This is a genomic window from Rhizobium lentis, from assembly GCF_014200175.1.
GTDB lineage: Bacteria > Pseudomonadota > Alphaproteobacteria > Rhizobiales > Rhizobiaceae > Rhizobium > Rhizobium mulingense.
Genome location: NZ_JACHBD010000010.1, coordinates 151,095 through 174,462, shown reverse-complemented (window position 1 = coordinate 174,462; position 23,368 = coordinate 151,095). Strand labels below are relative to the sequence as shown.

24 protein-coding genes are annotated in these 23,368 nt (G+C 62.5%); 7 read left to right on the top strand and 17 right to left on the bottom strand.

All coding sequences use genetic code 11. The features are described 5' to 3' along the window. Positions 1 to 33: 33 nt before the first annotated feature. Both GGI60_RS22765 and GGI60_RS22760 read right to left on the bottom strand, forming a co-directional pair. A complete protein-coding gene (locus tag GGI60_RS22765) occupies positions 34 to 225 on the bottom strand; it encodes a hypothetical protein (RefSeq protein WP_003584596.1) in 192 nt (63 codons plus the stop codon). Between the two features lie 18 nt (positions 226 to 243). Next, a complete protein-coding gene (locus GGI60_RS22760) occupies positions 244 to 1,104 on the bottom strand; it encodes a S49 family peptidase (protein WP_183918696.1) in 861 nt (286 codons plus the stop codon). A 182-nt stretch (positions 1,105 to 1,286) separates the two neighbouring features. Here GGI60_RS22760 and GGI60_RS22755 point away from each other — a divergent pair, with 182 nt between their 5' ends. After that, a complete protein-coding gene (locus tag GGI60_RS22755) occupies positions 1,287 to 2,627 on the top strand; it encodes an Nramp family divalent metal transporter (RefSeq protein WP_183918695.1) in 1,341 nt (446 codons plus the stop codon). On the opposite strand, the gene GGI60_RS22750 is transcribed toward GGI60_RS22755, so the two are convergent. Both GGI60_RS22750 and GGI60_RS22745 read right to left on the bottom strand, forming a co-directional pair. Further along, on the bottom strand, positions 2,617 to 3,414 hold the full coding sequence (locus GGI60_RS22750; protein ID WP_183918694.1) for a tRNA1(Val) (adenine(37)-N6)-methyltransferase: 798 nt from the start codon (positions 3,412 to 3,414) through the stop codon (positions 2,617 to 2,619). The genes GGI60_RS22755 and GGI60_RS22750 overlap by 11 nt on opposite strands. Positions 3,415 to 3,421: 7 nt before the next feature. After that, positions 3,422 to 3,649, bottom strand: a complete 228-nt coding sequence (locus tag GGI60_RS22745; RefSeq protein ID WP_097663693.1) for a DUF2007 domain-containing protein — start codon at positions 3,647 to 3,649, stop codon at positions 3,422 to 3,424. A gap of 108 nt (positions 3,650 to 3,757) precedes the next feature. Between GGI60_RS22745 and GGI60_RS22740 the strand changes: the two genes are divergently transcribed. The 4 genes from GGI60_RS22740 (at position 3,758) to moaB (ending at position 8,201) form a co-directional block, all read left to right on the top strand. Then, positions 3,758 to 4,774, top strand: coding sequence for a polyprenyl synthetase family protein (locus GGI60_RS22740; RefSeq protein ID WP_183918693.1), 1,017 nt, complete (start codon positions 3,758 to 3,760; stop codon positions 4,772 to 4,774). A 131-nt stretch (positions 4,775 to 4,905) separates the two neighbouring features. After that, a complete protein-coding gene (locus tag GGI60_RS22735; protein WP_183918692.1) occupies positions 4,906 to 6,741 on the top strand; it encodes a tetratricopeptide repeat protein in 1,836 nt (611 codons plus the stop codon). A gap of 12 nt (positions 6,742 to 6,753) precedes the next feature. Beyond that, positions 6,754 to 7,650, top strand: a complete 897-nt coding sequence (locus GGI60_RS22730; RefSeq protein WP_183918691.1) for a 4-(cytidine 5'-diphospho)-2-C-methyl-D-erythritol kinase — start codon at positions 6,754 to 6,756, stop codon at positions 7,648 to 7,650. Next, positions 7,650 to 8,201 carry a molybdenum cofactor biosynthesis protein B gene (gene moaB, locus GGI60_RS22725; RefSeq protein WP_183918690.1) on the top strand — a complete coding sequence of 184 codons (552 nt, stop codon included), beginning with the start codon at positions 7,650 to 7,652 and terminating at the stop codon, positions 8,199 to 8,201. The genes GGI60_RS22730 and moaB overlap by 1 nt, the downstream gene beginning before the upstream one ends. Positions 8,202 to 8,229: 28 nt before the next feature. Here moaB and GGI60_RS22720 read toward each other — a convergent pair whose 3' ends face one another. Together GGI60_RS22720 and GGI60_RS22715 are read right to left on the bottom strand one after the other, a co-directional pair. Beyond that, positions 8,230 to 8,565 (bottom strand): hypothetical protein, encoded by a 336-nt coding sequence (locus GGI60_RS22720; RefSeq protein WP_183918689.1) that lies wholly within the window; start codon positions 8,563 to 8,565, stop codon positions 8,230 to 8,232. Positions 8,566 to 8,960: 395 nt separating this feature from the next. Continuing rightward, positions 8,961 to 9,479, bottom strand: coding sequence for a glycosyl transferase (locus tag GGI60_RS22715; protein WP_183918688.1), 519 nt, complete (start codon positions 9,477 to 9,479; stop codon positions 8,961 to 8,963). 139 nt (positions 9,480 to 9,618) lie between these two features. Here GGI60_RS22715 and GGI60_RS22710 point away from each other — a divergent pair, with 139 nt between their 5' ends. Together GGI60_RS22710 and GGI60_RS22705 are read left to right on the top strand one after the other, a co-directional pair. After that, a complete protein-coding gene (locus GGI60_RS22710; RefSeq protein WP_183918687.1) occupies positions 9,619 to 10,776 on the top strand; it encodes a PA0069 family radical SAM protein in 1,158 nt (385 codons plus the stop codon). 164 nt (positions 10,777 to 10,940) lie between these two features. Beyond that, entirely contained in the window at positions 10,941 to 11,630 is a 690-nt protein-coding gene (locus tag GGI60_RS22705; RefSeq protein WP_183918686.1) for a ribonuclease HII, read from the top strand. A gap of 450 nt (positions 11,631 to 12,080) precedes the next feature. On the opposite strand, the gene GGI60_RS22700 is transcribed toward GGI60_RS22705, so the two are convergent. The 11 genes from GGI60_RS22700 to GGI60_RS22650 all read right to left on the bottom strand — a co-directional run bounded on the left by GGI60_RS22700 (position 12,081) and on the right by GGI60_RS22650 (position 23,313). Further along, the gene (locus tag GGI60_RS22700) at positions 12,081 to 12,572 is read right to left on the bottom strand and encodes a F0F1 ATP synthase subunit B (RefSeq protein ID WP_097605506.1); all 492 of its coding nucleotides are present in this window, start codon (positions 12,570 to 12,572) and stop codon (positions 12,081 to 12,083) included. A 3-nt stretch (positions 12,573 to 12,575) separates the two neighbouring features. Continuing rightward, the gene (locus GGI60_RS22695; protein ID WP_183918685.1) at positions 12,576 to 13,199 is read right to left on the bottom strand and encodes a F0F1 ATP synthase subunit B; all 624 of its coding nucleotides are present in this window, start codon (positions 13,197 to 13,199) and stop codon (positions 12,576 to 12,578) included. Between the two features lie 77 nt (positions 13,200 to 13,276). Beyond that, positions 13,277 to 13,504, bottom strand: a complete 228-nt coding sequence (locus GGI60_RS22690) for a F0F1 ATP synthase subunit C (RefSeq protein WP_010026583.1) — start codon at positions 13,502 to 13,504, stop codon at positions 13,277 to 13,279. 67 nt (positions 13,505 to 13,571) lie between these two features. After that, entirely contained in the window at positions 13,572 to 14,324 is a 753-nt protein-coding gene (locus GGI60_RS22685) for a F0F1 ATP synthase subunit A (protein WP_183918684.1), read from the bottom strand. A 62-nt stretch (positions 14,325 to 14,386) separates the two neighbouring features. Continuing rightward, a complete protein-coding gene (locus GGI60_RS22680) occupies positions 14,387 to 14,725 on the bottom strand; it encodes an AtpZ/AtpI family protein (RefSeq protein ID WP_183918683.1) in 339 nt (112 codons plus the stop codon). Positions 14,726 to 14,996: 271 nt separating this feature from the next. Beyond that, positions 14,997 to 16,226, bottom strand: a complete 1,230-nt coding sequence (locus tag GGI60_RS22675; RefSeq protein WP_183918682.1) for a cell wall hydrolase — start codon at positions 16,224 to 16,226, stop codon at positions 14,997 to 14,999. 274 nt (positions 16,227 to 16,500) lie between these two features. Further along, the gene (locus GGI60_RS22670; RefSeq protein ID WP_183918681.1) at positions 16,501 to 18,399 is read right to left on the bottom strand and encodes a potassium transporter Kup; all 1,899 of its coding nucleotides are present in this window, start codon (positions 18,397 to 18,399) and stop codon (positions 16,501 to 16,503) included. Positions 18,400 to 18,417: 18 nt separating this feature from the next. After that, positions 18,418 to 19,395, bottom strand: a complete 978-nt coding sequence (locus GGI60_RS22665) for a magnesium transporter CorA family protein (RefSeq protein ID WP_183918680.1) — start codon at positions 19,393 to 19,395, stop codon at positions 18,418 to 18,420. 453 nt (positions 19,396 to 19,848) lie between these two features. Beyond that, positions 19,849 to 21,033 carry an Mrp/NBP35 family ATP-binding protein gene (locus GGI60_RS22660; RefSeq protein WP_183918679.1) on the bottom strand — a complete coding sequence of 395 codons (1,185 nt, stop codon included), beginning with the start codon at positions 21,031 to 21,033 and terminating at the stop codon, positions 19,849 to 19,851. A 530-nt stretch (positions 21,034 to 21,563) separates the two neighbouring features. After that, a complete protein-coding gene (locus GGI60_RS22655) occupies positions 21,564 to 22,295 on the bottom strand; it encodes a LuxR family transcriptional regulator (protein WP_183918678.1) in 732 nt (243 codons plus the stop codon). Positions 22,296 to 22,515: 220 nt separating this feature from the next. Beyond that, positions 22,516 to 23,313: an IclR family transcriptional regulator gene (locus tag GGI60_RS22650; protein ID WP_183918677.1), complete on the bottom strand. Its 798-nt coding sequence runs from the start codon at positions 23,311 to 23,313 to the stop codon at positions 22,516 to 22,518. Positions 23,314 to 23,368 lie beyond the last annotated feature (55 nt).

Here is a 23,368-nt window from a genome sequence, read left to right as displayed (position 1 = left end):
CCGGCAGGCGGATGAAGGGCGGACGGCCGCGACCTATTCCTCATCCCGTTTCAGCCGGTATTCCCCGGTCACGGGATCCTTGACCAACGTGCCGATCGCGCCGGTTTGGCGCTCCTTCTCGGCGCGGCGCGATTTTTCGGCGAGCTTGCGGGCATCGGAGACGAAGCGGCGGTAGAGCCACCAGGCCGAAAAGACCAGGACCAGGATGGTGATAAGCTGTGCCATGCCCCTCTCTTGCTCCTCTCAAAGTCCGAAGCGGCTCCACAATGCTCTCTCTTCGGCCGCTTCGACAAGTCCCATCGCAAGACCGGATCCCGCCCCCTCGAGCGAGACCGGCGACACGCCGGGAATGCGGCGGCCGAGCAGGCCGCGGCTGGCGGTGACGAGCTCCAGCTTCGTCTTCTGGCCGTAGCGCCGCTTCAGCTCCTGGCGCATGTCGCCGAGGCCGTCGATGAGGCCGAGTTCGAGGCCGCGGGTGCCGCTCCAGAACAGCCCGGAAAAGACCGTCGCATCATCCTTCAGCTTACCGGCGCGGCGCTCGCGCACCATCGCTATGAAGACCTGATGAATTTCGAGCTGCAGGCTCTTCAGGTACTCGATGTCCTTTTCCTTTTCCGGCTGGAACGGATCGAGGATCACCTTGTTCTCGCCGGCGGTATAGACTCGGCGCTCGACGCCGATCTTCTTCAGAAGTTCGGGAAAGCCGAAACCGCCGGAGACGACGCCGATCGAGCCGACAATCGAGGTGGCGTCGGCGATAATCTCGTCACCGGCAAGCGCGATCATATAGCCGCCGGAGGCGGCGACGTCCTCGACGAAGATCAGAACCTTCTTCTGCTTCTCGCGGGCAAGCTCGCGGATGCGGGTGAAGATCAGCCGGGACTGGACGGGCGAGCCCCCCGGCGAATTGATCGAAATGGCAACCGCCGGCGCGTCCTTCCTGGCGAAGGCCTTTTCCAGAATCGGGGCGACATTGGCGAGATTGAGGGTCGGCCGGAACTGGCCGCCGCCACTGATGATCGCACCCTGCAATTTGACGACCGGGATGGTGACGCCATCCTTGCGGAACCGTTTCGGCAGCAATTTTCTCAAGAATCCGGCCATTTCCCATCCTTCGTTTCGGTTCGCCCGATCGTCAATCTACGATCGGCATCCATGTATGCGCTGGAACGACAAACGCAATGGCCGCGTTTGCAAAACATCGAGGATGATTTTCTTGTTGCGAATGACTTGCATTATCATTCAAATTAGTCATAGTGCGGTGACGATAAACAGGTGGAAATGGCATGGACGCCCTCAATCCCAATCCAACAAGCGGCTGGCGGCACGAACGCGGAGAGGCGTCGCTATCGGATGTCTATCGCTCAGTCGGAACCGGGCGTCACAGTTCGAGGTGGCGCAGAGCGGCGGCCTTTGCCGGGCCGGGCTATATGGTCGCCGTCGGCTACATGGATCCCGGCAACTGGGCGACTTCGCTCGCCGGCGGCTCGAAATTCGGTTATGCGCTGCTCACCGTCGCACTGCTTTCCAACCTGATGGCGATCGTCCTGCAATCACTCTGCGCGCGTCTTGCGATCGCCTCGGGCCGCGACCTTGCGCAGGCCTGCCGTGACGCCTATCCGAAATGGGTTTCGGTGCCGCTCTGGGCCTTTGCCGAAATCGCCATCATTGCCACCGACATCGCCGAGGTGATCGGCACGGCGATCGGCCTCAACCTGCTGATGGGCATTCCGCTCGAACTCGGCGTTCTCATCACCGCGCTCGACGTCTTCGTGATCCTCTTCCTGCAGAAGCTTGGTTTCCGCTGGGTCGAGGCCTTCATCATCGCGCTGCTCGGCGTCATCGCCATCTGCTTCGGCGTGCAGATACTGCTTGCCGACCCGCAATGGGGCTCCGTCATCACGGGCTTCTTCCCGACCACCGAGATCGTCACCAATCCTGAGATGCTTTATCTCGCGCTCGGCATTCTCGGCGCGACGGTCATGCCGCACAATCTCTACCTCCACTCCGGCATCGTGCAGACGCGGGCGTACGGCCATACGGTTCCCGAAAAGAAGGAGGCGCTGACCTATGCGACGATCGACTCGACGGTCGCTCTCTGTTTCGCGCTGCTGGTCAACGCCTCGATCCTGATCCTGGCCGCTGCCGCCTTCAATGCGCATGGACGGACTGATATCGTCGAACTTGGCGAGGCGCATTCGCTGCTGTCGCCGCTGCTGGGTCTCGCCATCGCGCCGACTCTGTTCGGCATCGCGCTGCTCTGCTGCGGCCTCAACTCGACCGTGACGGCGACGCTTGCCGGCCAGATCGTCATGGAAGGCTTCCTCAAAATCCGGCTGAAGCCGTGGATACGCCGGCTGATCACCCGCGCCATCGCCATCGTGCCGGCGGCGATCGTCACCATCTGGTATGGCGACCAGGGCACGGCGCAGCTTTTGATCCTCACGCAGGTCGTGCTCAGCCTGCAGCTTTCCTTCGCGGTCTTCCCGCTCGTGATGTTCACCGCCAGCAAGGCAAAGATGGGCGAGCTCGTAGCACCGCGCTGGCTGAGCGGCATCGCCTATGTGATCGCAGTCGTCATCGCCGGGCTGAACGTCAAGCTGCTCTTCGACTTCGTCACCGGCTAACTGGTGAGAGTCGAACCCTGGCATAGGCCGCCCGGCCGTTGTTGAAATCGTCGACGAGAGGGGAGAATTTGTGACTCCCCTCTTCGTGCATGATGAGCGGCGCGCGCAGCGACAGCCGCGCCCGCGATCCCTTGATCGCGGTTACCAGGATACGCACGGCGTTTTCACCCTCGCGCGGATGGATGGCGGTGATTTCGATGCCGCCGAAGCGCCGGCCGCAGGCAATAACGATCTCGGCGATCGATTGGGGCCTGGCGATCAGCGACAATTGCCCGCCGGGGATCATGATCGCGCCGGCCGTGCGGATCCAGCTTTCGAACAGGTTGTCGGTCATCGCATGGGCTTCGGCCTTCAGCGCATCCGGCGTGCGCCGATCGCCGCCATCGTTGAAGGGCGGGTTCATGATGACGTGGTGGAAACTCTCATCGGTGAGGCCGGCATCGTTGCGCGCCTTGGCGGTCAGCGTCACATCCGCATCGACGACGCTGACGCGGCCGGCGAGATGGGCATTTTCGGGCAGGAGGATGCTGCGACGGGCATAATCGGCCATCTCGGCCGAGCGCTCGAACAGCACCACGTCCGCATTCGTGAGGCGCGAAGCAACGGCAAGGCCGGCCGCACCGGCGCCGGCGCCGAGATCGGCCACCCTGACCGGACGATCGTCGGCGACGAGGGCGGCAAGCAGCATCGCATCCATGCCGGCGCGATGGCCCCTGCCCTTCGGCTGCACCAGATGAAAGGCGCCGCGATGGAAGGCATCGATGGTTTGATCAGGCTTCCCGGTCATCCCACCCTCACCTCCTGTCGCGCAATTCGCCGCCGAGACCGGCGTCGATGAGGATGCGGCGGGCCTGGTCGGCCATCTCCTCGTCGACCAGCAGCCGGCGCGGCAGCATGCCGAGCGAACCTTCCAACACGCTCATGCCCTGATCGGCGATGAAGCAATGAATGCCCGCATCCTTCATCAGGCTCTCGGCATAGGAGAGCAGAACGGGGTCGTTGGCGCGGATAAGTTCATGCATTTGCCGTCATTTTCCTTCCAATTTCGCCGTGCGCGACAATTCACCTCTTGCCGCGTCCATCGCCCCTTTCTATTGTCAGCTGCAATGAATGAACAGGAGTCCGGGTCGTTGGGCGTGGTCATACCGCTTGAAGAAAGCAAAAACAAACTGGCATCCATAAAGCCGTTGGTCGATCTCACCAGGGCGGATATGGAGCGGGTGAACCAGCTCATTCTGTCCAAGGCCGGCTCCGACGTGCAGATGATCCCCGAAGTGGCGAACCATCTGATCTCGTCCGGCGGCAAGCGGCTGCGGCCGATGCTGACGCTGGCGTCCGCCTCGCTGTTCGACTACCGCGGCGAAAATCACGTCAAGCTCGCTACATCGGTCGAATTCATGCACACGGCGACGCTGCTGCATGACGACGTCGTCGACGAAAGCGACCTGCGTCGCGGCAAATCGACGGCGCGGATGATCTGGGGCAACCAGGCCAGCGTGCTGGTCGGCGACTTCCTGCTCGGCCAGGCCTTCCGCATGATGGTCGATGTCGGTTCGCTCGATGCGCTCGATGTGCTGTCTTCCGCCGCCTGCGTGATCGCCGAGGGCGAGGTGCTGCAGCTTTCCGTCGCCAAGAACATGGAGACGACCGAGGACGACTACCTCTCCGTCATCCGCGCCAAGACGGCGGCTCTCTTTGCCGCCGCCGCCGAAGTCGGGCCGATCGTCGCCGAAGCCGGCCGGTCCGGCCGCAACGCGCTGAAATCCTACGGCATGAATCTGGGGCTCGCCTTCCAGCTCGTCGACGACGCGCTGGATTACGGCGGCAAGGCCGCCGATCTCGGCAAGAATGTCGGTGACGACTTCCGCGAAGGCAAGATCACGCTTCCCGTCATCCTCGCCTATCGCCGCGGCACGCAGGACGAACGCGCCTTCTGGCGCGATGCGATCGAGGCCGGCAACAGCAGCGACGCCAATCTGGAAAAAGCCCTCGGGCTGATCACGAAATACGGCACGCTCAGCGACACGATCGGCCGTGCGGTCCATTACGGCACGATCGCCCGCGACGCGCTGGCGCCGCTTCCCGATACGGCATGGAAATCCGCCCTGATGGAAGTAATCGATTTCTGCATCGAGCGCGTCAACTGATCAAACGTTCTCGATCGCGGGCTGATTTTCTTGCGGCGCCGCTTCAAAAAAGCCATCCTGTTATGAATCAGTGATCGCAACTGATTTGCGGCCGGCATCATGGCCGGACGCTCTCGAAGAAAGGTTTCCTCATGCGGCAGAGACTTGCCATCCGTCTTCTTACGAGCGCAGCATTGGCGGCTGTTCTTTCGCTCGGCGTCGTCGCCGGCGTGAACGCCGAAGATGCGGCCAAGACGGCGGGCGATGCCGGCAAGACCGACAGCTTCGATGCCGACAGCGTCACCACCTTCTCCGGCGCCTTCCTCGCCGCGCGCACGGCCGATGTCGATCATGATTACGAAACGGCCATCGCGCTCTACAAGAAGGCGCTGCAGATCGAGCCCGGCAATCCGGAGATTCGCCAGCGGCTGATGATCTCGCTGCTGCTCAACGGCGACATCAAGGAGGGCGTCAAATATGCCAACGACCTGAAGGGCGATCCATCGGTCGAGCGCATCACCACGATCGTGCGCGGCATGGATGCCGTGCGCCGCGACGATTACAAGACCGCCGAATCCATCCTGAAATACAAGGGTCCGAACGATCTCGACCGGATGATGAACGACCTGCTGCTCGCCTGGGCCCGGGTCGGCGCCGGCCGCGGCAAGGAAGCGCTTGCCATGGTCGAGAAGATGAAGGGGCCGGACTGGGTCCGCATCTTCCAGAATTACAATGCCGGCGCGATCGCCGTCGTCACCGGCGACGTGAAATCCGCCCGCCAGCACCTGAACGACGCCGTGCTCGACAAGGAAGGCGGTGCGACGGCGCCCGACACCTTCATGCGCGCGGTGATGGCGCTTGCCCGGCTCGAAGCGACACAGGGCAACAAGCAGAAGGCGCTCGACGCCGTGTCGGTCGGCGACAACCTGCTGCCGAACTACGCGCCGCTGAACGCGCTGCGCGACAGCATCGAAAAGGGCGAGAAGCAGGAGCAGCAGGTCAAGACCGCTGAGGAAGGGGCTGCCGGCGTGCTGTTCTCGGTCGGCGGCGCGCTGAACCGCGACGGCGCCGAGGACATCGTCTCGCTCTACCTGCAGACGGCCAAAGCACTCGACCCGAACAGTGCCGATACGCTGGTGCTGCTCGGCGGCATCGCCGAAAAGCAGAACCAGATGGACCGCGCCATCGCGCTCTACAAGAAGGTGCCGGAAAATTCGCCGATGCGCCGCATCTCCGAGCTGCAGCTCGGCCTTGCCCTTGCCCAGGGCGGCAAGGTGGACGAGGCGCGCAAGCACCTGCAGGCGCTGATCGCCTCCGACCCCAAGGACATCCGCAGCTACCTCGCCTATGGCAGCGTGCTCTCCGACGCCAAGGACTATGAGGCGATGGCGGCCAATTACGACAAGGCGGTCGAGGCGATCGGCCCCATCCCCGGCCGCGCCAACTGGAGCGTCTTCTTCCAGCGCGGCATTGCCTATGAGCGGTTGAAAAAGTGGGACCAGGCCGAACCGAATTTTCGCAAGGCCTTGGAGCTTAATCCCGACCAGCCGCAGGTGCTGAACTATCTCGGCTATTCCTGGATCGACATGAACCGGAACCTCGATGAAGGCCTCGGCATGATCAAGAAGGCCGTCGAGCTTCGCCCTGACGACGGCTACATCATCGATTCGCTTGGCTGGGCCTATTTCCGCCTCAACCGCTTCGACGATGCCGTCGACGAATTGGAGCGGGCTGCACAGATCAAGGCCGGTGACGCAACGATCAACGACCATCTCGGTGACGCCTACTGGCGCGTCGGCCGCAAGCTTGAGGCCGTCTATCAGTGGAACCGGGCGCTCGCCTCCGAGCCGGAAGCCGCCGAAATTCCGAAGATCAAGGACAAGGTCGCCAACGGCCTGCCTCCTGCCAGCGACGATGCCAAGGCGGCCGACAAGAAGCAGCCGGATCCGGCACCCGTCACCCCGCCGCCGGTGGACAAGAAATCCTGACGGGCGGCAAACATGCCTGAAGCGGGCCTGGCCGAGGCTTTTGGGGTCACCGAAGAGGCGCGCGCGAAGATCAATCTCGCCTTGCATGTCACCGGCCAGCGGGCAGATGGTTACCATCTGCTCGATATGCTGGTGACATTCGCCGATTGCGGCGACCGGCTGGGCTTTCTGCCTGCACAGGCCGACGCTTTCACGCTGTCAGGCCCTTTCGGCGAGACACTTGCCGGCGACGGCGGCAGCAACCTGGTGCTGCTGGCCCGCGACCTCCTGCGCGAGACGGTTGGCGCCCTCGCCTTCCCCGTACACATCCACCTGCAAAAGAACCTGCCGATCGCCTCCGGCATCGGCGGCGGCTCGGCCGATGCGGCCGCGACGTTGCGCGGACTGATGCGGCTCTGGGGCATGAGCTTGCCGGTGGAATCGCTTGCCGGCCTCGCGCTGAAGCTCGGCGCCGATGTGCCGATGTGCCTTGAAAGCCGGCCGCTGATTGCCCGCGGTATCGGCGAACGGATCGAAGCCGTGCCTGATCTGCCGGCCTTTGCCATGGTGCTCGCCAACCCGCTGAAGGGCGTTTCGACGCCCGAGGTCTTCCGCCGTCTGGCGGCAAAGAACAATCCGGTCCTGCACCTTGCCCCCGGTCTGTCCGGAACTTCCGGCTGGCTCACGGCGATCGGCTCGGCCCGCAACGATCTGGAGGCGCCGGCGCGCGAACTGGTGCCTGAGATTACAATGATCTCGCAGATGCTGCAGGCCCGCGGCGCGCTCATCACCCGCATGTCCGGCTCCGGCGCCACCTGCTTCGGCATTTTTACGAGCATGGCGGCGGCGCAAGAGGCGGCGTCAGCTCTTCACGGCGAGCGGCCCGACTGGTATGTCCAGGCGACGGAGACGGTTTCGGGAGGCATGTAATGGCAGGTCTGGACGAAAAGCGGCCTTTTATCGCCGTCGGCATCGCTGTCCTCACCGTTTCGGATACGCGCACGCCGGAAACCGACAAATCCGGCGATACGCTGGCGGCGCGGATCACCGAAGCGGGTCACCGGCTGGTCGACCGGGCGATCGTGCCTGACGACCGGGACAAAATCGCCGCCCAGGTCAAGGCCTGGACCGAACGGGACGACGTCGATGTCGTCATCACGTCAGGCGGCACCGGTTTTACCGGTCGCGATGTGACACCCGAGGCGCTGGAGCCCTTGTTCGAAAAGCGCATGGACGGCTTTTCCGCCGTCTTTCACCGCATCTCCTACGAAAAGATCGGTACGGCGACGATCCAGTCGCGGGCCACGGCAGGTGTCGCCAATGCCACCTTCATCTTCGCCCTGCCGGGCTCGCCCGGGGCCTGCCGGGATGCCTGGGACGGCATTCTGAAGGGGCAGCTCGACTACCGCAGCACGCCGTGCAACTTCGTCGAGATCATGCCGCGTCTCGACGAGCACCTGAAACGCGGCGCAACGAAGTAGACTGCCGGCAAAAAGCGGACGGCTTTTCTTATGTGGCAAGGCCTGGCAAGGCGGGCATCGTATCCCAGCCGTCCCCTGACAGCAGGATGCAGCTTATGCCGTGGACATCGGTGACGACGAGCGTCCAGGTACCGCTTTTGGCGGCATAAACCTCAAGAACGGAGTTCTGGTTTATCAATCCGACTGCGGTGAGCTTTTCAGTGAAGTTTCTATCAAGGAATTTGACGACGTCGGATCGGCCTGCGCAACTGAGCATCGTCTGCGACGCTGCCGAATGCGGATGCGCGATCATCAATGTCGGCAATATGACGGCCGCCAAGCCGTAAACCATACCGCGTACGCCGTAGAACCTACCGCGTGTCATGACGCACCTCCTCTCGCCGGGAACCCGGCAGAAGAGGAGATTTTCGCTGACCTGTTCCGCCGTCCACCGGCATTCCATGGCCATCCGTTGCGAAGCGAGGCGCTTCGGCGGCGCCATGGGCGAATTATAGCGCGAAATCTGTTTGGGCGCCATTTTTTGCGCGATGTGGGATGCTTCTCCGAAGGCGACCCGCCTCTTAGAGAAAACCCTTCCCCAACCGCCTCCCCACAAGGCGGAGGGACTAAGCGGTGATGCCCGGCGGCGACCGAAGAGAGAAGTCTTGCTGACTGCTATCGTTTGACAGATGGTTACGACAGCGGCTCACGTGAAGCGGTGCGACACGTTAGCCCCTCCCCTTGTGGGAGTGGTTTTGGGCGGGTGAAGCGTAGAATTGCCTACCGCGCCGCGCTCGCCACCCAGGAAGGAATCAATTCACACGCGAGCTTGCGCGGCTTCTGACCCTTAACGAACTCGGCAAGGCGCATGCCGCTCCTGGCGGCGGCCAGCGCCTGGGTTTTCGGCATCAGCAGTCCAAGCTCCAGCGGCGGCGCGGCGCGGCCGACGCGCTCGAAAAACGGGCGCCGGTAACCGCGCGATGCGGTGAAGCGGGCCGGCAGCTTATTAAGCGCGATATATTCGGCAATCGCGTCGATCCAGCCGGCCTGCGGACGGGCACCCGGCTCGACGAAAAGCAGCCAGTCGCCGCGGGCGGAACCGACGATGTCCTTGATATCCCACTGCGAGTGAAACCGGCAGCCGGCCGCGTCGGCGACCCGCGAAGTGCCGTCGCGCGAGCCGTGATCGAGCACCACGACATCGCTGACAAGACCCTCCACCGCACCCGCCACCAAAACCGATAAGGTCTGGGCCAGCTCGGATTCCTGATCCTGACATTCGAGAACAACTGTCAACATTGTCTAGTCATAATGCGCCGCACAAATTTTTGCCAGCGGCGTTTTCCGCATTTTGTTCTTGCATTGTTCTCATTTTGCCGATAGGAATTTAATCAGCAAAACGGGCGGAGGCGATCGCTTCCCGCTGCGGGAGATTCCGATGAGAGAGCAGTCCCTGGCAGGGCAGGCCGCATTCGCGACTGCCAATACGGCAGATATTGCCGATGCGATGATCGTATCCTCGGGGCTGAGGGTCGAGGTCGACCGGCGCCGCGGGCGCGGCGCAGGGCTGAACCCGACCGGCCGCTTCGAGGCGTTGCAGCGGGAGACCTTTGACGACGGCTGGCAGACGCTGGAAGAGCTTCCGCCATTCAAGACCGAGGTGCAGATCGAAAAGCCGCGCACGGCCATCACCCGCAACGAATCGCCCGACGTCGCTTTCGACCGCTCGATCAATCCCTATCGCGGCTGCGAGCATGGCTGCATCTATTGTTTCGCCCGGCCGACACACGCCTATATGGGGCTATCAGCGGGGCTCGATTTCGAGACGAAGCTGTTCGCCAAGCCGGATGCGGCAAAGCTGCTGGAGCGGGAGCTCGCCAAGCCAGGCTACAAGGTGCGGGCGATCGCGATTGGCACCAATACCGACCCCTATCAGCCGGTCGAGAAGGAATGGCGCATCATGCGCGGCATTCTCGAGGTTTTGAACAAGGCGAACCATCCGGTTTCGATCGTCACCAAGTCAGCGATGATCCTCAGGGATCTCGACATTCTGCAGGAGATGGCGGCGAAGAACCTGGTGCGCGTCGGCATCTCCGTGACAACGCTCGACCGCAAGCTTGCCCGGACGATGGAGCCGCGCGCCGCCACGCCGCCGCGTCGGCTGGAGACCATTCACACGCTGTCGGAAGCAGGGATCCAAACGGCCGTGATGGCCGCGCCGCTGATCCCGGCGCTGAACGATCACGAGCTGGAGCGCATCCTCGAATCGGCCAAGGTGGCCGGCGCCGTCGAGGCGAGCTATGTCATCCTGCGGCTGCCGCTCGAGGTCAGCCCGCTCTTCCGCGACTGGCTGTTGCAGCATTATCCCGATCGCTACCGGCATGTGATGTCGCTGGTGCGCTCGATGCGCGGCGGCAAGGATTACGACGCTGAATTCGGCAAGCGCATGAAGGGCGCCGGCCCCTATGCATGGCAGATCGCCCGGCGCTTCGAAATGGCGGCGAGGCGTTTCGGCCTGACGCGGCGTGGTCTGCCGCTGCGCGACGATCTGTTCGTGCCGCCTGATGGCAGCGGCGTCCAGCTGTCGCTGCTCTGATTTATAGATTTGCGCATCGGCCCATCGAGAAACCGCCCTGTTTTCGAGCCCGAGCGCAATTCCCGCGGATGGCCCTGACCGCTACCATCCGCCGGACCGTCCCCGGCCGCCGCCCCGATCCGGGGACTTGCGGGAAATCGGGTTGGCGTGCGAGGTTCAGCCGCATGAAACCTCGCACGCCACCCGATTCTCCCCTGCTTTTCGACACGGCTCCGCTCGTGCCGGATTTCCGCCTGGAGCTCAAAGCCCGCAAGGCCGGCCACTGGCCGGTTGCCGGCGCCGACGAGGCCGGCCGCGGGCCGCTTGCCGGGCCGGTCGTCGCCGCCGCCGTCATCCTCGACCCGAAACGCATCCCCGAGGGCCTCAACGATTCCAAACAGCTTTCGGCGCAGCGGCGCGAGGAATTGTTCGTACAGATTCTCGCGACCGCGACCGTCTCGATCGCTTCTTCCAGCTCGACGCGCATCGACGAGACGGATATCCGCAAGGCAAGCCTCGACGCGATGCGCCGCGCCATCTGCAGCCTCGCCGTTCCGGCAAGCTACGTCCTGACCGATGGGCTCGACGTGCCGCCCGGCCTCGATTGCCCCGGGCAGGCCGTGGTCAAGGGCGATGCCCGCTCGGTCTCGATCGCCGCCGCCTCGATCGTCGCCAAGGTGACGCGCGACCGGATGATGGCCCGCGCCCACAATGTCTTTCCGGATTACGGCTTTGCCGCGCATGTCGGCTACGGCACGGCGCAGCACCGCGCCGGTATCGAGAAGCATGGCCCCTGCTCCCTGCACCGAATGAGCTTCCGGCCGCTGCGCAAGGGCGAGGACGGGCCCGAGATGGATGAGTTGATCCCGGAATAGGTCGCCCACAAGAAATCCGGGCAATGAGAAGCCGGACGAGCACTGTTGGAGGCGCGCGAGGAAAAGAGAGGCCGCGGCATATCCTCTTCTCCCCGGTGAAGGTGCCGGCAAGCGGATGAGGGGGCCGCACGGCACACCCCTCACGGAAAACCTATCCGCCACGCCAGCGGTAACGCCGCGCCCCACCGCCCTGAACACGGTTTGATACCAGGCCGGAACGGTCGAAGCCCGCATCGGTCTCATTTGGAAAGACCGGTTTCCTCGGCCCCCTCCTCCGCCCTACGGGCACCGACCTGGGTCGAGCCATGTATCTCGACCCGTCCTTCGGACCCCCGAGGGGAGAAGAGGGAATCGAGAGGGAGCGGCATGCCCTCGACCGGGACTGAGTCTTCATCAACAAACAAAAAGGCCGGGACATGCCCGGCCTTTCTTCATTCCATTCGATACCGCTCAGTTGAGCCGTGTCTTGACCTGGCCGACGGCATTGCCGAAGAGCTCGGACTGGACTTTGCCATCCGCCTTCTTGGCGAGCACCGTTTCGGCGGCCGCGATCGCCAGATCGACGGCGGCGGAGCGGACCGCCTTCATCGCTTCGGCCTCGGCCTGCAGGATCTTCTGCTCGGAGAGCGCCGTGCGATTGGCGACGAATTCTTCCGTCTTCTTCTTCGCTTCGGCAGTCAGCATCTCGGCTTCGCGCTCGGCGGCGGCAACGATGTGCGCCGCTTCGGCTTCCGCTTCCTTGCGCTTGCGCTGGTATTCGGCGAGCAGATGCTGGGCCTCCTCGCGCAGGCGCTTGGCTTCGGCCAGCTCGTTGCGGATCTGGTCGGCGCGGTCGTCGAGGGAGCGCGCCATCATGCCGGGGACCTTCAGGTAGACAACCAGCGCCAGGAAGAGAACGAGGCCGACAAAGGCGAAGAAAGTCGCGTCAAAAGCAAATTCCATCGATCAAGCCTCCTTCTTGGCGGCCGCGACGGCGGCGGCGACATCAGCCTGGGCAGCGTTGCCGCCAATCAGCTGTTCGACGACGGCAGCCGCCGTTTCCTCGGCAATGGTGCCGACATCGGCGAAAGCCTTCGCCTTGATGTCTGCGATGCGGACTTCGGCAGCCTTGATCTTTTCCGAAAGGCTCGTCTCGACGGCGCGGCGTTCCTCTTCGGCCTTGGCCTTGGCGGCGTCGCGGGCGGCGGAGCCGATCGCATTCGACTTGGCGCGGGCAGCCGCCAGTTCGCCTTCGTAGGTCTGGACGGCAGCGTCAGCTTCCGCCTTCAGGCGGCCTGCTTCTTCCAGGTCCTGGGAGATGCGCGTGTGGCGCTGATCGAGAATGGCCCCGATGCGCGGCGCGATGACCTTTTGCATAAGGAGGTAGAAGACGCCGAACGTAATCACCAGCCAGAGCAGCTGGGACGCGAAGGTCGTCGAATCGAAGGGCGGGAACGGGCCACGGGCGTGTTCGCCTTCGGCTACGCCGGTCTCGGTATGGACCTCGCCTGCGGCCGGTGCGGCATGCGCATCCGTGCCGGTCGCTGCCGCCGGTGCTTCTTCAGCGTAAGCCGGGGTCACAAAAAACATGCTCACCTCCAGGTGGACTGCAAATGCAAAGGATCACGGCTTGCGGTCGCAGGCCGTGATCCATCTATCCGCCGAAATCAGACGGCGAAGAGGAGGAGGAGAGCGACGAGCAGCGAGAAGATGCCCAGAGCTTCCGTAACGGCGAAGCCGAATACCAGACGGCCGAACTGGCTGTCAGCGGCAGACGGATTGCGCAGAGCGCCGGAGAGGTAGTTGCCGAAGATGTTGCCGAGGCCGAGAGCCGTACCGGCCATACCAAAGCAAGCCAGACCTGCACCGATGAACTTTGCTGCTTCCGCTTCCATGTTGAACTCCTTTGAATTGGTTGTTGCGGCGAATGACTGACGCCCTTTGACGTCGATGTCGTTATCCTTAGTGCCCGCCCGGATGGATCGCGTCGTTGAGGTACATGCAAGTCAGCACCGCAAAGACGTAAGCCTGGAGGAAGGCAACGAGGAACTCGAGACCGGTCAGGGCGACGGTCATGATGAGGGGAAGAACGGCTCCGCCAATACCAACTGCACCGAGGGCTCCAAGCGAGGCAACGAAGCCTGCGAACACCTTCAGCGTGATGTGACCGGCGAGCATGTTTGCAAAAAGACGAACGGAGAGCGAAATTGGGCGGGATAGGAAGGAAATGATTTCGATCAGGACGACCAGCGGCAGCAGAAGGCCCGGCACGCCGGAGGGCACGAAGACGTTTAGGAAGTGAAAGCCGTGCTTATAGAAGCCGTAGACCAGGACCGTGCCGATGACGAGGATCGCCAGCGCGAAGGTCACGATGATCTGGCTCGTCACCGTGAAGAAATAGGGGAACATGCCGAGCAGGTTCGCCGTCAGGACGAACATGAAGAGCGAGAAGACCAGCGGGAAGAACTTCATCCCCTGCTTGCCCGCGCCTTCCTTCAGCATATTGGCGATGAATTCATAGGACATTTCAGCGACCGACTGCGAACGACCCGGCACGATGGCGCGGTTCGAGGTCGCGAAATAGAGGAAGCCTACGGCAACGGCAGCCGAAGCGGCCATGAAGAGCGAGGCGTTGGTGAACGAAAAATCAATTCCGCCGATTTCGATCGGGACAATCTTCTGGATCAGGAACTGATGAGTCGGATCGTTAGACACCGCTTGTTCTCTCTCTTTGGCCCGCAGGACGCGGGGTCATTGCACTGGACCGGGACCGGTCCTTATTTCTTGTCGTCCTTGTCGTCCAGGGGATGGGCCACCACCCCCGCAGACCGCAACACGTTCAGAACGCCGGCACAGAATCCGAGAAGCAGAAGAACAATCAACCCCCAAGGCGCCGTGCCAACAAAACGGTCGAGGAGATAGCCAAGGACGGCACCGACGATGATGGCGGCAATGAACTCGCTGGAAAGCTTCATCGCCTGGGCATAACCTTTGCGGCTTACCTCGGCGCGGGCTTCGTTTGCCTCGTCCACTTTCGCCTCGACGCGCTTGGTCGCGAGTTCCGCTTCCAGTTGCGCACGGCGCTTCTCAAGACTTTCCTCGCGGTCATCCGCCATGGATCTATCCTCACCTGCCGTCGCCCGCACTCCCGCTACCCCGGTCATTCGGACGCCGGACGCGAAGGTTGAGACCCTTCCGGCCCGTTCTGAAGTCGCGCGCAACATAGTTTTAGGGATTAGTATAGTCAAGGCGTAGACAGCTTCTGTCCAGCGAGAAAATAATCCTATAGAATCAAACGGATAAAGCGATCACTAGTCGATCGCGTAAATTCGACGGAAAGAATCCGCTTTTCGGGGCGGGAAATCGGCCGGACCCGGACGATTTATCTCAGCTCCAGCCGCCGCCATAGGTGCGGTAGAAGACGTGGAGACCGATGCGGCCGACTTTTTCCATGGTCTTTGCCCATTTCGGTCGGACGTAGACGGCGTGGTAATGAGTCGCCGAGCCCACCTGCGGCAGCCAGATCTTGCCTGATGTCACCGCCATCGCCACGTCGCGGGCCATCCGCCAGTGATATTCCGAATTCACCCTGTCCTTGATGGTGTCGCAAGCGAAGGAAAACTGGCAGCGGTTGCGCCAATCCTCGTTCTGATAGACGACGCCGCAGATGCTCTTCGGATAGGCAGGATTGCGGACGCGGTTGAGGATGACCTGGGCAACGGCCGCCTGCCCTTTCACCGATTCTCCCCGCGCCTCGAAATAGATGCCGGAGGCAAGACATTGCTGCTCGCGGGCGGAAAAGACGCTTGCCGGCAGCACGCTTGCGGCCCAGGCGTGATCACGCGGGCCGATCTCCGGTACGAAGCGGCCGCTATCCGGTTCGCTCAGGATCGAATCGAACGGCGACTGGCGGGCATAGTCGGGTGCTGCCGGCGCGTAAGCCGTGGCCAGCACATCGGCCTTGTTGCTGGTGACGAGGCTTGCCAGCATCGCCGGCACGCCGTTCTCCTCGATCACCGGCTGCTTCTTATAAAAAGACGTGGCGATCTCGATTTCCTTGCCCTGGATCTTCGGCTTGACGAAGGCCGATCGGTCCTTGAGGTCGAAGCTCGGCGTGAACAGCATCTTGGTGCGCTCGAGAATGGAGCCGGCGGAAAAATCCTTCGGCGGCTGCATCTTTTCCACCGCGACGATGCGGCTCTTCTTCATGCTGCGGTTGACGCGATCCTCGTCCGGCGTGTCTTCGTGCCCCTTCTCCTTGGCGGTGCCCTTGTCCTGGGCAGAGAAAGCGACCTTGCGGCCATCGGGCAGCACCATGCCGGCGCCCGACGAGATCGAGCCCGTGACATCAGGATCGGCAAAGGCGAGTTCGGCCTGATGAATGGAGCCGGCCGGAGAATTGGTCAGAACCATGCGCCAGCTCTCGCCCTCACGATCGAGACCGGCGAGCATGGTGGCGAGATCCGCGTGAGAGGCAACGCTCGGGAAGATCAGCCAGCCGGCGAGCCCGAAGATGACAGGTGACACCCAGTTCTCGGGAAGAAGACGCAGCTTGCTACGGGAAGAGCTCTTTCGACGCAACACCAACTCCGGGCATGGAACGCGGGAACATTCCATCGAAAATCTCTCATTAACCTTGACGTCCGGTTAACGAGCCGTGCCGGAATGTGACCATCGCGGTTTTGGATATTCTAATTTGGCTGGTTTGACGGGACGCATCTCCCAATCTCCGTCATCCTCGGCCTTGAGCAGCCTTGAGCCGAGGATCCATGCCGCGGCTGATGGTGGGTGCCGTGTGGATGCTCGGCTCAAGGCCGAGCGTGACGGAGGACGAGGTGACGGAAGTGCAAAACAGCGGGAAGAACCGCGTCAAGGCCGTCGCCCGCACCCATCAAATAATGACGTGCGATCCCAGTTCCACCACGCGGTTTGCCGGCAGGCGGAAGTAGTCCGAAGGGTTGGCGGCGGCGTTGGCAAGGGCGATGTAGAGCCGGTCCTGCCAGTAGGGCATGCCTGACTTGGCGTCCGGCACCAGCTTGCGGCGGCCGAGATAGAAGGAGGTCGACATGATGTCGAACTTCAGCCCGGTCTTGCGCAGCGTCGCTAAGGCCTGCGAAACATTCTGCGATTCCATGAAGCCGAACAGCAGTTCGACGCGCGAGAAGCGCTCGGAGATCTGCTCGACCTTGTAGCGGTCGTGGCTCGGCACGCGCGGCTTGTTGACCGTGCGGATCGTCAGGATGACGTTGCGGTCATGCAGCACGTGGTTGTGCTTGAGATTGTGCAGCAGCGCGGCGGGAGCCGATTCCGGATCGCTGGTCAGGAAGATCGCTGTGCCGGGAACCTGGGCCGGCGAATGCTCGCTCTTGCGCTCGATGGAACTGACGAAGGAAGCGAGCGGAATATCTGTATGCCGGGTCTTTTCCAGCAGGATCGCGGTGCCGCGGCGCCAGGTCCACATGACGACGGTAAAGGCGGTGGCGATCAGGATCGGGATATAGCCGCCATCGTGGATCTTCAAAAGATTGGCGCCAAGGAAGATCAATTCGAGCATGACCAGCGGCGCAAGCGCGACCACCGCGAGGGGAAGCGACCAGTTCCAGCGGGCGCGGACGAATTCGAAGGCCATGATCGAGGTGACGACCATGGCGCCGGTGACGGAAATGCCGTAGGCGGTCGCCAGCGCGTCCGAGGTCTTGAAGCCCAATACCAGGAAGATGACACCGAAGAACAGCACGGCATTGACCGACGGTACGAAGATCTGCCCGGTATTGGTTTCCGAGGTGAAGAGGATTTCCATGCGCGGCAGGAAGCCGAGATTGATGCCCTGACGCACCATCGAGAACGCGCCGGTGATGACTGCCTGACTGGCGATGATCGTCGCGGCGGTCGCCAGGATGACGACCGGCAGCAGCGCCCATTTCGGATACATCAGGTAGAAGGGATCGGACATCGTCATCGGATTGCCGAGAACGAGGGCGCCCTGGCCGAGATAGTTCAGAGTCAGCGCCGGAAACACCAGTGCGAACCAGGCCCATTGAATCGGGCGGCGGCCGAAATGGCCGAGATCGGCATAAAGCGCCTCGGCGCCGGTCACCGTCAGGAAGACGGCGCCGAGCACGACGACGCCGTAAAAGCCCTCATGCAGCAGGAAGCTGACAGCATAATAGGGATTGAAGGCGGCAAGGATGCCGTAGTCATCGGAGATGTGGGAAATGCCGGCGGCGGCCATGACCAGGAACCAGACGGCGGTGATCGGGCCGAAGAACTTGGCGACGGCGCCGGTGCCGCGCGATTGCACGACGAAGAGCAGCGCCAGGATCACCACCGAAATCGGCACGATATATTCCGACAGCCTTGGTGTGACGAGCTTCAGGCCCTCGACCGCCGACAGCACCGACAGAGCCGGCGTGATCATCGCATCGCCGAGGAAGAGGGCAGCGCCCATCAGGCCGAGCAGCATCAGTAGGGCGGTATGGCCGTTGGCGGTCTTCATCAGAAGAGCAAGCAGCGACAGCGTGCCGCCCTCTCCGTCGTTATCGGCGCGCAGCAGGAAAAGTACATATTTGATGGTGACGATGATCGTCAGCGCCCAGATCATCAGCGAGATCAGGCTGATCACCTCGAAACGGGTGACGCCGTCATGGGCAACGGGCTTCAGCGCCTCGCGAAATGCATAGAGCGGGCTGGTGCCGATATCGCCGTAGACGACGCCGACGGAACCGAGCGCGAGATAGAACAGCTTGCGCGGCGTCATATGGCGGTCGTGCTGATGGCTCTCTTCGGACATGAAATTTCAACAGGCTCCTCAGAGCCAGCCTTTCCAGCGAAAAAAGAAAAAGGGGATCACGGCTGATATCACCATCAAAGCCAGCGAGAAGGGGTAACCCGCCGTCCAGGCCAGCTCCGGCATGACCTGAAAGTTCATGCCATAGACGGATGCGACCAATGTCGGCGGCAGGAACACGACCGAGGCGATGGAGAAAATCTTGATGATCGAGTTCTGTTCGATGTTGATCAGGCCGAGCGAGGCGTCGAGCAGGAAGGTAATGTTGGCGGCGACGAAGGAGGCATGCTCCGACAGCGACTGGATATCGCGCGAGATGGTGCGGCAGAGTTCCTTCGCCTCGTGATCCTGCTGGATCGCCGGGATCGTGTGAAAGAAGGTCAGCAGCCGGGACAGCGACCCGAGGCTGTCGCGCAGCTTGCTGATCATGCGGTGATAACCGGCAATATCCCGCAACTTTTCCTCAAGGTAGTTCGATGGCTTGCGCACTTTTTTCGCCCGGTCGCCGAAGACATGGATTGACAGGATGTCGATGCGCGAGACGGAGATTTCGAGGATTTCGGCGGTCCGGTCGACGATCGTCTCCAGGAGCTTGGCGAGGAGAGCCGCGCCGCTGCGCCAGTTTTCCGGCAGCCGGTGAAGGGCAGCGATGAAAAGCGCGAAGGATTTAGGGTGGGCGTAACGGATGGTGACCAGGCGGTCTCCGGCCAGAATGAAGGCGACATCGGTGAGCGTCGGCGCGTCAGTATCGGCTTTCCAGACGAGCGAGGCGGTCATGAAAACGGCGTCGCTTTCGACGTAAAGACGGGCCGAAGGCTCGATATCCTTGAGGTCGTCGCGGGTCGGCACCTCGATGCCGAGAACTTTCTCGATATAAAGTTCCTCTTCGCGGGTCGGCTCAATCATGTCGATCCACACGACATCCTTGGGAAAGGATGCCGGCTGCGACAGATCCCGGATATCGACCGATTTACAACTGGAACTGTAAGCGGTGATCACCGGCAGCGTCTCCGATGCTCACGACACTTCGTGGTCATCGCCATTGTCATCGAAAGCCTTTCCATGCGGCCGCCATCGCGGCAATGCGAGGGCGGCTCGTCCCAGGTCCAAACGGAAGCGGATCAAGAAAGTTCATAAAACTCCGGCTGCATCCGGCCTTCAAGGCCAGCATGCGCATTGTGCTCCACCGCATCGCAGTTACCAATCCTTCGATCTTGCAGGCGGGCCGGACCCTTCGAAAACGAAGACGGCCGTCTTGAGCATCTGCAGCAACGCCATCATGGCGCCGCGGCATATGAAGCAAAGCCGTAAAATAATCAAGACATCTTCCGTGAAGCGCGGCTTTTCACCACGTTTCGCCCCCGATTGGGGTGATCGCCGCGGTGATTCGGCGCTTGGCCGTCCGGTATGCCCTTACGCCGGCTCCACCATGCCAGTTCCGGCAGGCCAGCGTTATTCGAAGACGATCGCCGGAGCCGGGCGCTGGGACTGGCCGGCGAGCTGCTCCCAGACCTTGGCGGCGATGCCGCGATAGATGCCGGCGACGACGCCGTTCGGGTCGGAGGCGACGAGCGGGGTGCCGGCGTCAGAGGTTTCACGAATATTCATCGTCAGAGGCACTTCGCCGAGGAAGGGCACCCCGATGCGCTCGGCCTCCTTGCGCGCGCCGCCGTGACCGAAGATGTCGTAACGGGTGCCGGTGTCGGGTGCAATGAAATAGCTCATGTTCTCGACGATGCCGAGCACCGGCACCTCAACCTTGCGGAACATGTTGAGGCCCTTGCGGGCGTCGATCAAAGCGAGATCCTGCGGCGTGGAGACGATGACGGCGCCGGCAAGCGGCACCTGCTGGGCCATGGTCAATTGCGCATCGCCGGTGCCGGGCGGCATGTCGACGACGAGGACGTCGAGCTCGCCCCAGGCGACTTCGCGCAGCATCTGCAACAGCGCCGACTGAACCATCGGCCCGCGCCAGATCATCGCCGTCTCCTCGTCGACGAGGAAGCCCATCGACATGACCTTGAGGCCGTAATTCTCCATCGGATTGATGATGCGGCCGTCGATCTGCGTCGGGCGGCCGGATATCTTCAGGAGCCGCGGCATGGAAGGCCCGTAGATATCGGCATCGAGAATGCCGACGCGAAGGCCGTTGGCGAGCAGGCCGAGCGCCAGGTTGACGGCGGTGGTGGACTTGCCGACCCCGCCTTTGCCGGAGGCGACGGCGATGATGGCGCCAATGCCGGGCACGCCGATCTTGCCGGCCCGCGGCGGCTGTTGCTGGGGCGCATGAGCGTGATGCTGATGATCGTGGCGGCCATGATCATGACCGGCATGGCCGTGCGGCGGATTCGGCGCCGGGCGGGCAGCGGGTGCTGCGGCCGCCGCCTTCCTGTCCGCCGTCAGCGTGACGAGCGCACCCTTGACACCCGGCATCTCCTTGATGACGCGCTCGGCGGCGAGCCGCATCGGCTCCAGCTCCTTGGCGCGCTCGGCCGGGACGGTGATGGAGAAATAGACCTTGCCGTCGGAGATGAACACATCGGAGACCATGCCGAGCGCGACGATGTCGTGCTCGAGATCCGGTCCGCGCACGGTCTTCAGCGTTTCGAGAACCTGTTCCTTGGTGACGTCGGTCATTCCACCCTCACTGCTTCTTCTTGGATCACAGATAGTGGAGGCGCACGTCTTCGCCAAACAAAATCATCGGGAGGAAAATCGATTTGCCGGCTTTCAAAAACGCCGGCCGGGATTGAATCCGTTGCGGCCATCAAGTCCGCCGGGCTTTCGCCCTGATGGCCGCAACGGCCTCTCTCCCCGAGAACCGGCACAATGCGGGGCGAACTAGCGCAAGGGGAAAAAAAGGCCAGAAAAAAAGTGACCGGCAGCAGGAGATCGTGAACAGCTGCGCGAGAAGCGGTGCCGAAAGGCAACAACCGCCGCCGACGCCGAGTGCCGGGAGAGAAGCGGCATCGGCGTCGGCGAGCAGTGTGTCGGCCGCGCCATTTGCTGGCGCTGGTCATCAAAGTCCCCTCCGGACCTCTGGCAGAAGAGATGCAGAAAGCGTGCCAGCTGGAAAAACCGGGAAACGCGGTCGGAAGCGCCGGGACGACGCTCCGATTTGCCTACGCGCTGGGCGGCCGGCCGGAGCGGATCGCCGTCTTTGCAACTTATTTGATCAGGCCGATCCGCAGCGCCTTGGCGACGGCTTGGGTGCGGTTGACGGTGTCGAGCTTCTTGGTGGCGCGGTTGAGGTAATGATTGATCGTATGCTCGGACAGCGCCAGGATTTCGGCGATCTCGGCGCTGGTCTTGCCCGCCGCCGTCCAGTTCAGGCAATCGATCTCACGGTCGGTCAGCGCATCAGTTATGCGGGTATCGAGGTTGCGGACCTCGGCAAGCCTATCGAAGACATGGATGGCGATGTAGCAAAGCTCGCGCATCTCAGCGGCGCTGAACGGTTCGCGGTCGCCGGAGAAGGAGACGGCGCCGCGCAGGCCGGAGGCCTCATGCGTTGGGAAATAGGCCCCGCGTATCATCCTGAAACGCTCGAACAACCCCGTGACCAGAGCGGACTTCCCGTCGTCACGCGACCAGGCCTCCCGTGACATGTCGTAAAAGAACGGCCGCGTCGATGTTCTCAGCCGCCTCAGAACAGGGCTGTTCACCATCAGCGCTTCCTGATCGTAGAGCGCCAGAAGCTCAGCCGGCCAACTGGTGATGACGGTGCTGCCCTGCAGGTCGAGAGAGGTGATCGGCGGCAGGTTGAGAACCATGAAGGCGCGGCTGCGATAGGCTTCGGTAACACGTTTCAAGAAGCGGAATATATCAAACTGCGTCTTCAGGCCGGCGATTTCGTTGATGTAATCGACTTCTTCTTCCGTTTGCGACAAGGGTTCCATCACATTTCTTCATCTTCCGCGCCGCGGCCGTTGCTTGTGGGGGAATGACGATTGCCGTGGGTCAATCGGCCGCGGCGTTTAAGCATTCGGCCGTTAAGTGTCATCGATTTCGCGGACGATTTGCAGTGTCGTGATTCGTCGGCAAATCTCAATTTTTTCCGTGTCAGTCTTTTGTCTTATCCATGTCGTTAATTCCAGGACCGCGGCTCATCCCATCTGGCTAGCGACGGGGGCCGAGGCGGATACGCATGCCTTCCATGATCCTTTCGGCTGCCCGCTGAACCGGAACGACCCATTGGGCGAGAAGTTCCATCGACAGGCGGTAGGCCGGGCCGGTGATCGAGACGCCGCCGAGAAAAGTCCGATCTTCCGACCAGATGGGCGCGGCGACGCAACGGATGCCGGCCTCGTGCTCCTCACGGTCGAACGCATAGCCCTGATCGGCGATCTCACGGATTTCAGCGAGCAGACTTGCTGCGGTTGCGTGGGTGGCGGCGGTAAAGCGGGTGAAATTCACGCCGGCGAGGAGATCGACCAGGCTTTCGGCCGGAAGCAGCGAAAGGGCGGCCTTGCCGACGCCGGTGCAGTAACAGGGCGAGGCATTGCCGATCTGCGAATACATGCGCACCGGCTGGCGGCCCTCGACCTTGTCGAGGTAGATGATCGACTGCCCCCTGAGAACGCCCAGATGCACGGTCTCGCCGGTCGCCTGCTGCAGATCGACAAGATGCGGTTCGGCGATCAGGCGGAACTCGTTGCGCGCCCAGCTGCGAGCGGCGAAATCGAGCAGGCGCAGGCCCGGCGCATAGCGGCCGTCGCCGTCGAGCTCGAGCAGCCCCTCCTCGACCAGGTGGCTGAGCTGGCGATGCAGCGTGCCGCGGGGCTGGCCGGCGAGCGACAGGATATCGGTAAAACGCAGCGGCCCATCCGCATGGGTGACGAGATCGAGCAGGACCATCAGCTTGCCGAGTGTGCCGGTCTCGCGTGCCTGCGCCATGCCGTCGCCGTCTGCATTCATCGTCTCATCGCCCTTGACAGAAAGGGCAGCATAATTCGATAATTCCATATAGTCA

What these genes read in the sequence shown, in the direction of transcription:
- GGI60_RS22660 (WP_183918679.1), bottom strand. Translation starts at nt 21,033, where the DNA reads ATGACCGACGTCACCAAGGAACAGGTTCTCGAAACGCTGAAGACCGTG.
- GGI60_RS22745 (WP_097663693.1), bottom strand. Translation starts at nt 3,649, where the DNA reads ATGCATGAACTTATCCGCGCCAACGACCCCGTTCTGCTCTCCTATGCC.
- GGI60_RS22755 (WP_183918695.1), top strand. Translation starts at nt 1,287, where the DNA reads ATGGACGCCCTCAATCCCAATCCAACAAGCGGCTGGCGGCACGAACGC.
- GGI60_RS22735 (WP_183918692.1), top strand. Translation starts at nt 4,906, where the DNA reads ATGCGGCAGAGACTTGCCATCCGTCTTCTTACGAGCGCAGCATTGGCG.
- GGI60_RS22765 (WP_003584596.1), bottom strand. Translation starts at nt 225, where the DNA reads ATGGCACAGCTTATCACCATCCTGGTCCTGGTCTTTTCGGCCTGGTGG.
- GGI60_RS22695 (WP_183918685.1), bottom strand. Translation starts at nt 13,199, where the DNA reads ATGTTTTTTGTGACCCCGGCTTACGCTGAAGAAGCACCGGCGGCAGCG.
- GGI60_RS22715 (WP_183918688.1), bottom strand. Translation starts at nt 9,479, where the DNA reads ATGTTGACAGTTGTTCTCGAATGTCAGGATCAGGAATCCGAGCTGGCC.
- GGI60_RS22710 (WP_183918687.1), top strand. Translation starts at nt 9,619, where the DNA reads ATGAGAGAGCAGTCCCTGGCAGGGCAGGCCGCATTCGCGACTGCCAAT.
- GGI60_RS22650 (WP_183918677.1), bottom strand. Translation starts at nt 23,313, where the DNA reads ATGAATGCAGACGGCGACGGCATGGCGCAGGCACGCGAGACCGGCACA.
- GGI60_RS22760 (WP_183918696.1), bottom strand. Translation starts at nt 1,104, where the DNA reads ATGGCCGGATTCTTGAGAAAATTGCTGCCGAAACGGTTCCGCAAGGAT.
- moaB (WP_183918690.1), top strand. Translation starts at nt 7,650, where the DNA reads ATGGCAGGTCTGGACGAAAAGCGGCCTTTTATCGCCGTCGGCATCGCT.
- GGI60_RS22670 (WP_183918681.1), bottom strand. Translation starts at nt 18,399, where the DNA reads ATGTCCGAAGAGAGCCATCAGCACGACCGCCATATGACGCCGCGCAAG.
- GGI60_RS22690 (WP_010026583.1), bottom strand. Translation starts at nt 13,504, where the DNA reads ATGGAAGCGGAAGCAGCAAAGTTCATCGGTGCAGGTCTGGCTTGCTTT.
- GGI60_RS22750 (WP_183918694.1), bottom strand. Translation starts at nt 3,414, where the DNA reads ATGACCGGGAAGCCTGATCAAACCATCGATGCCTTCCATCGCGGCGCC.
- GGI60_RS22680 (WP_183918683.1), bottom strand. Translation starts at nt 14,725, where the DNA reads ATGGCGGATGACCGCGAGGAAAGTCTTGAGAAGCGCCGTGCGCAACTG.
- GGI60_RS22730 (WP_183918691.1), top strand. Translation starts at nt 6,754, where the DNA reads ATGCCTGAAGCGGGCCTGGCCGAGGCTTTTGGGGTCACCGAAGAGGCG.
- GGI60_RS22700 (WP_097605506.1), bottom strand. Translation starts at nt 12,572, where the DNA reads ATGGAATTTGCTTTTGACGCGACTTTCTTCGCCTTTGTCGGCCTCGTT.
- GGI60_RS22655 (WP_183918678.1), bottom strand. Translation starts at nt 22,295, where the DNA reads ATGGAACCCTTGTCGCAAACGGAAGAAGAAGTCGATTACATCAACGAA.
- GGI60_RS22675 (WP_183918682.1), bottom strand. Translation starts at nt 16,226, where the DNA reads ATGGAATGTTCCCGCGTTCCATGCCCGGAGTTGGTGTTGCGTCGAAAG.
- GGI60_RS22705 (WP_183918686.1), top strand. Translation starts at nt 10,941, where the DNA reads ATGAAACCTCGCACGCCACCCGATTCTCCCCTGCTTTTCGACACGGCT.
- GGI60_RS22720 (WP_183918689.1), bottom strand. Translation starts at nt 8,565, where the DNA reads ATGACACGCGGTAGGTTCTACGGCGTACGCGGTATGGTTTACGGCTTG.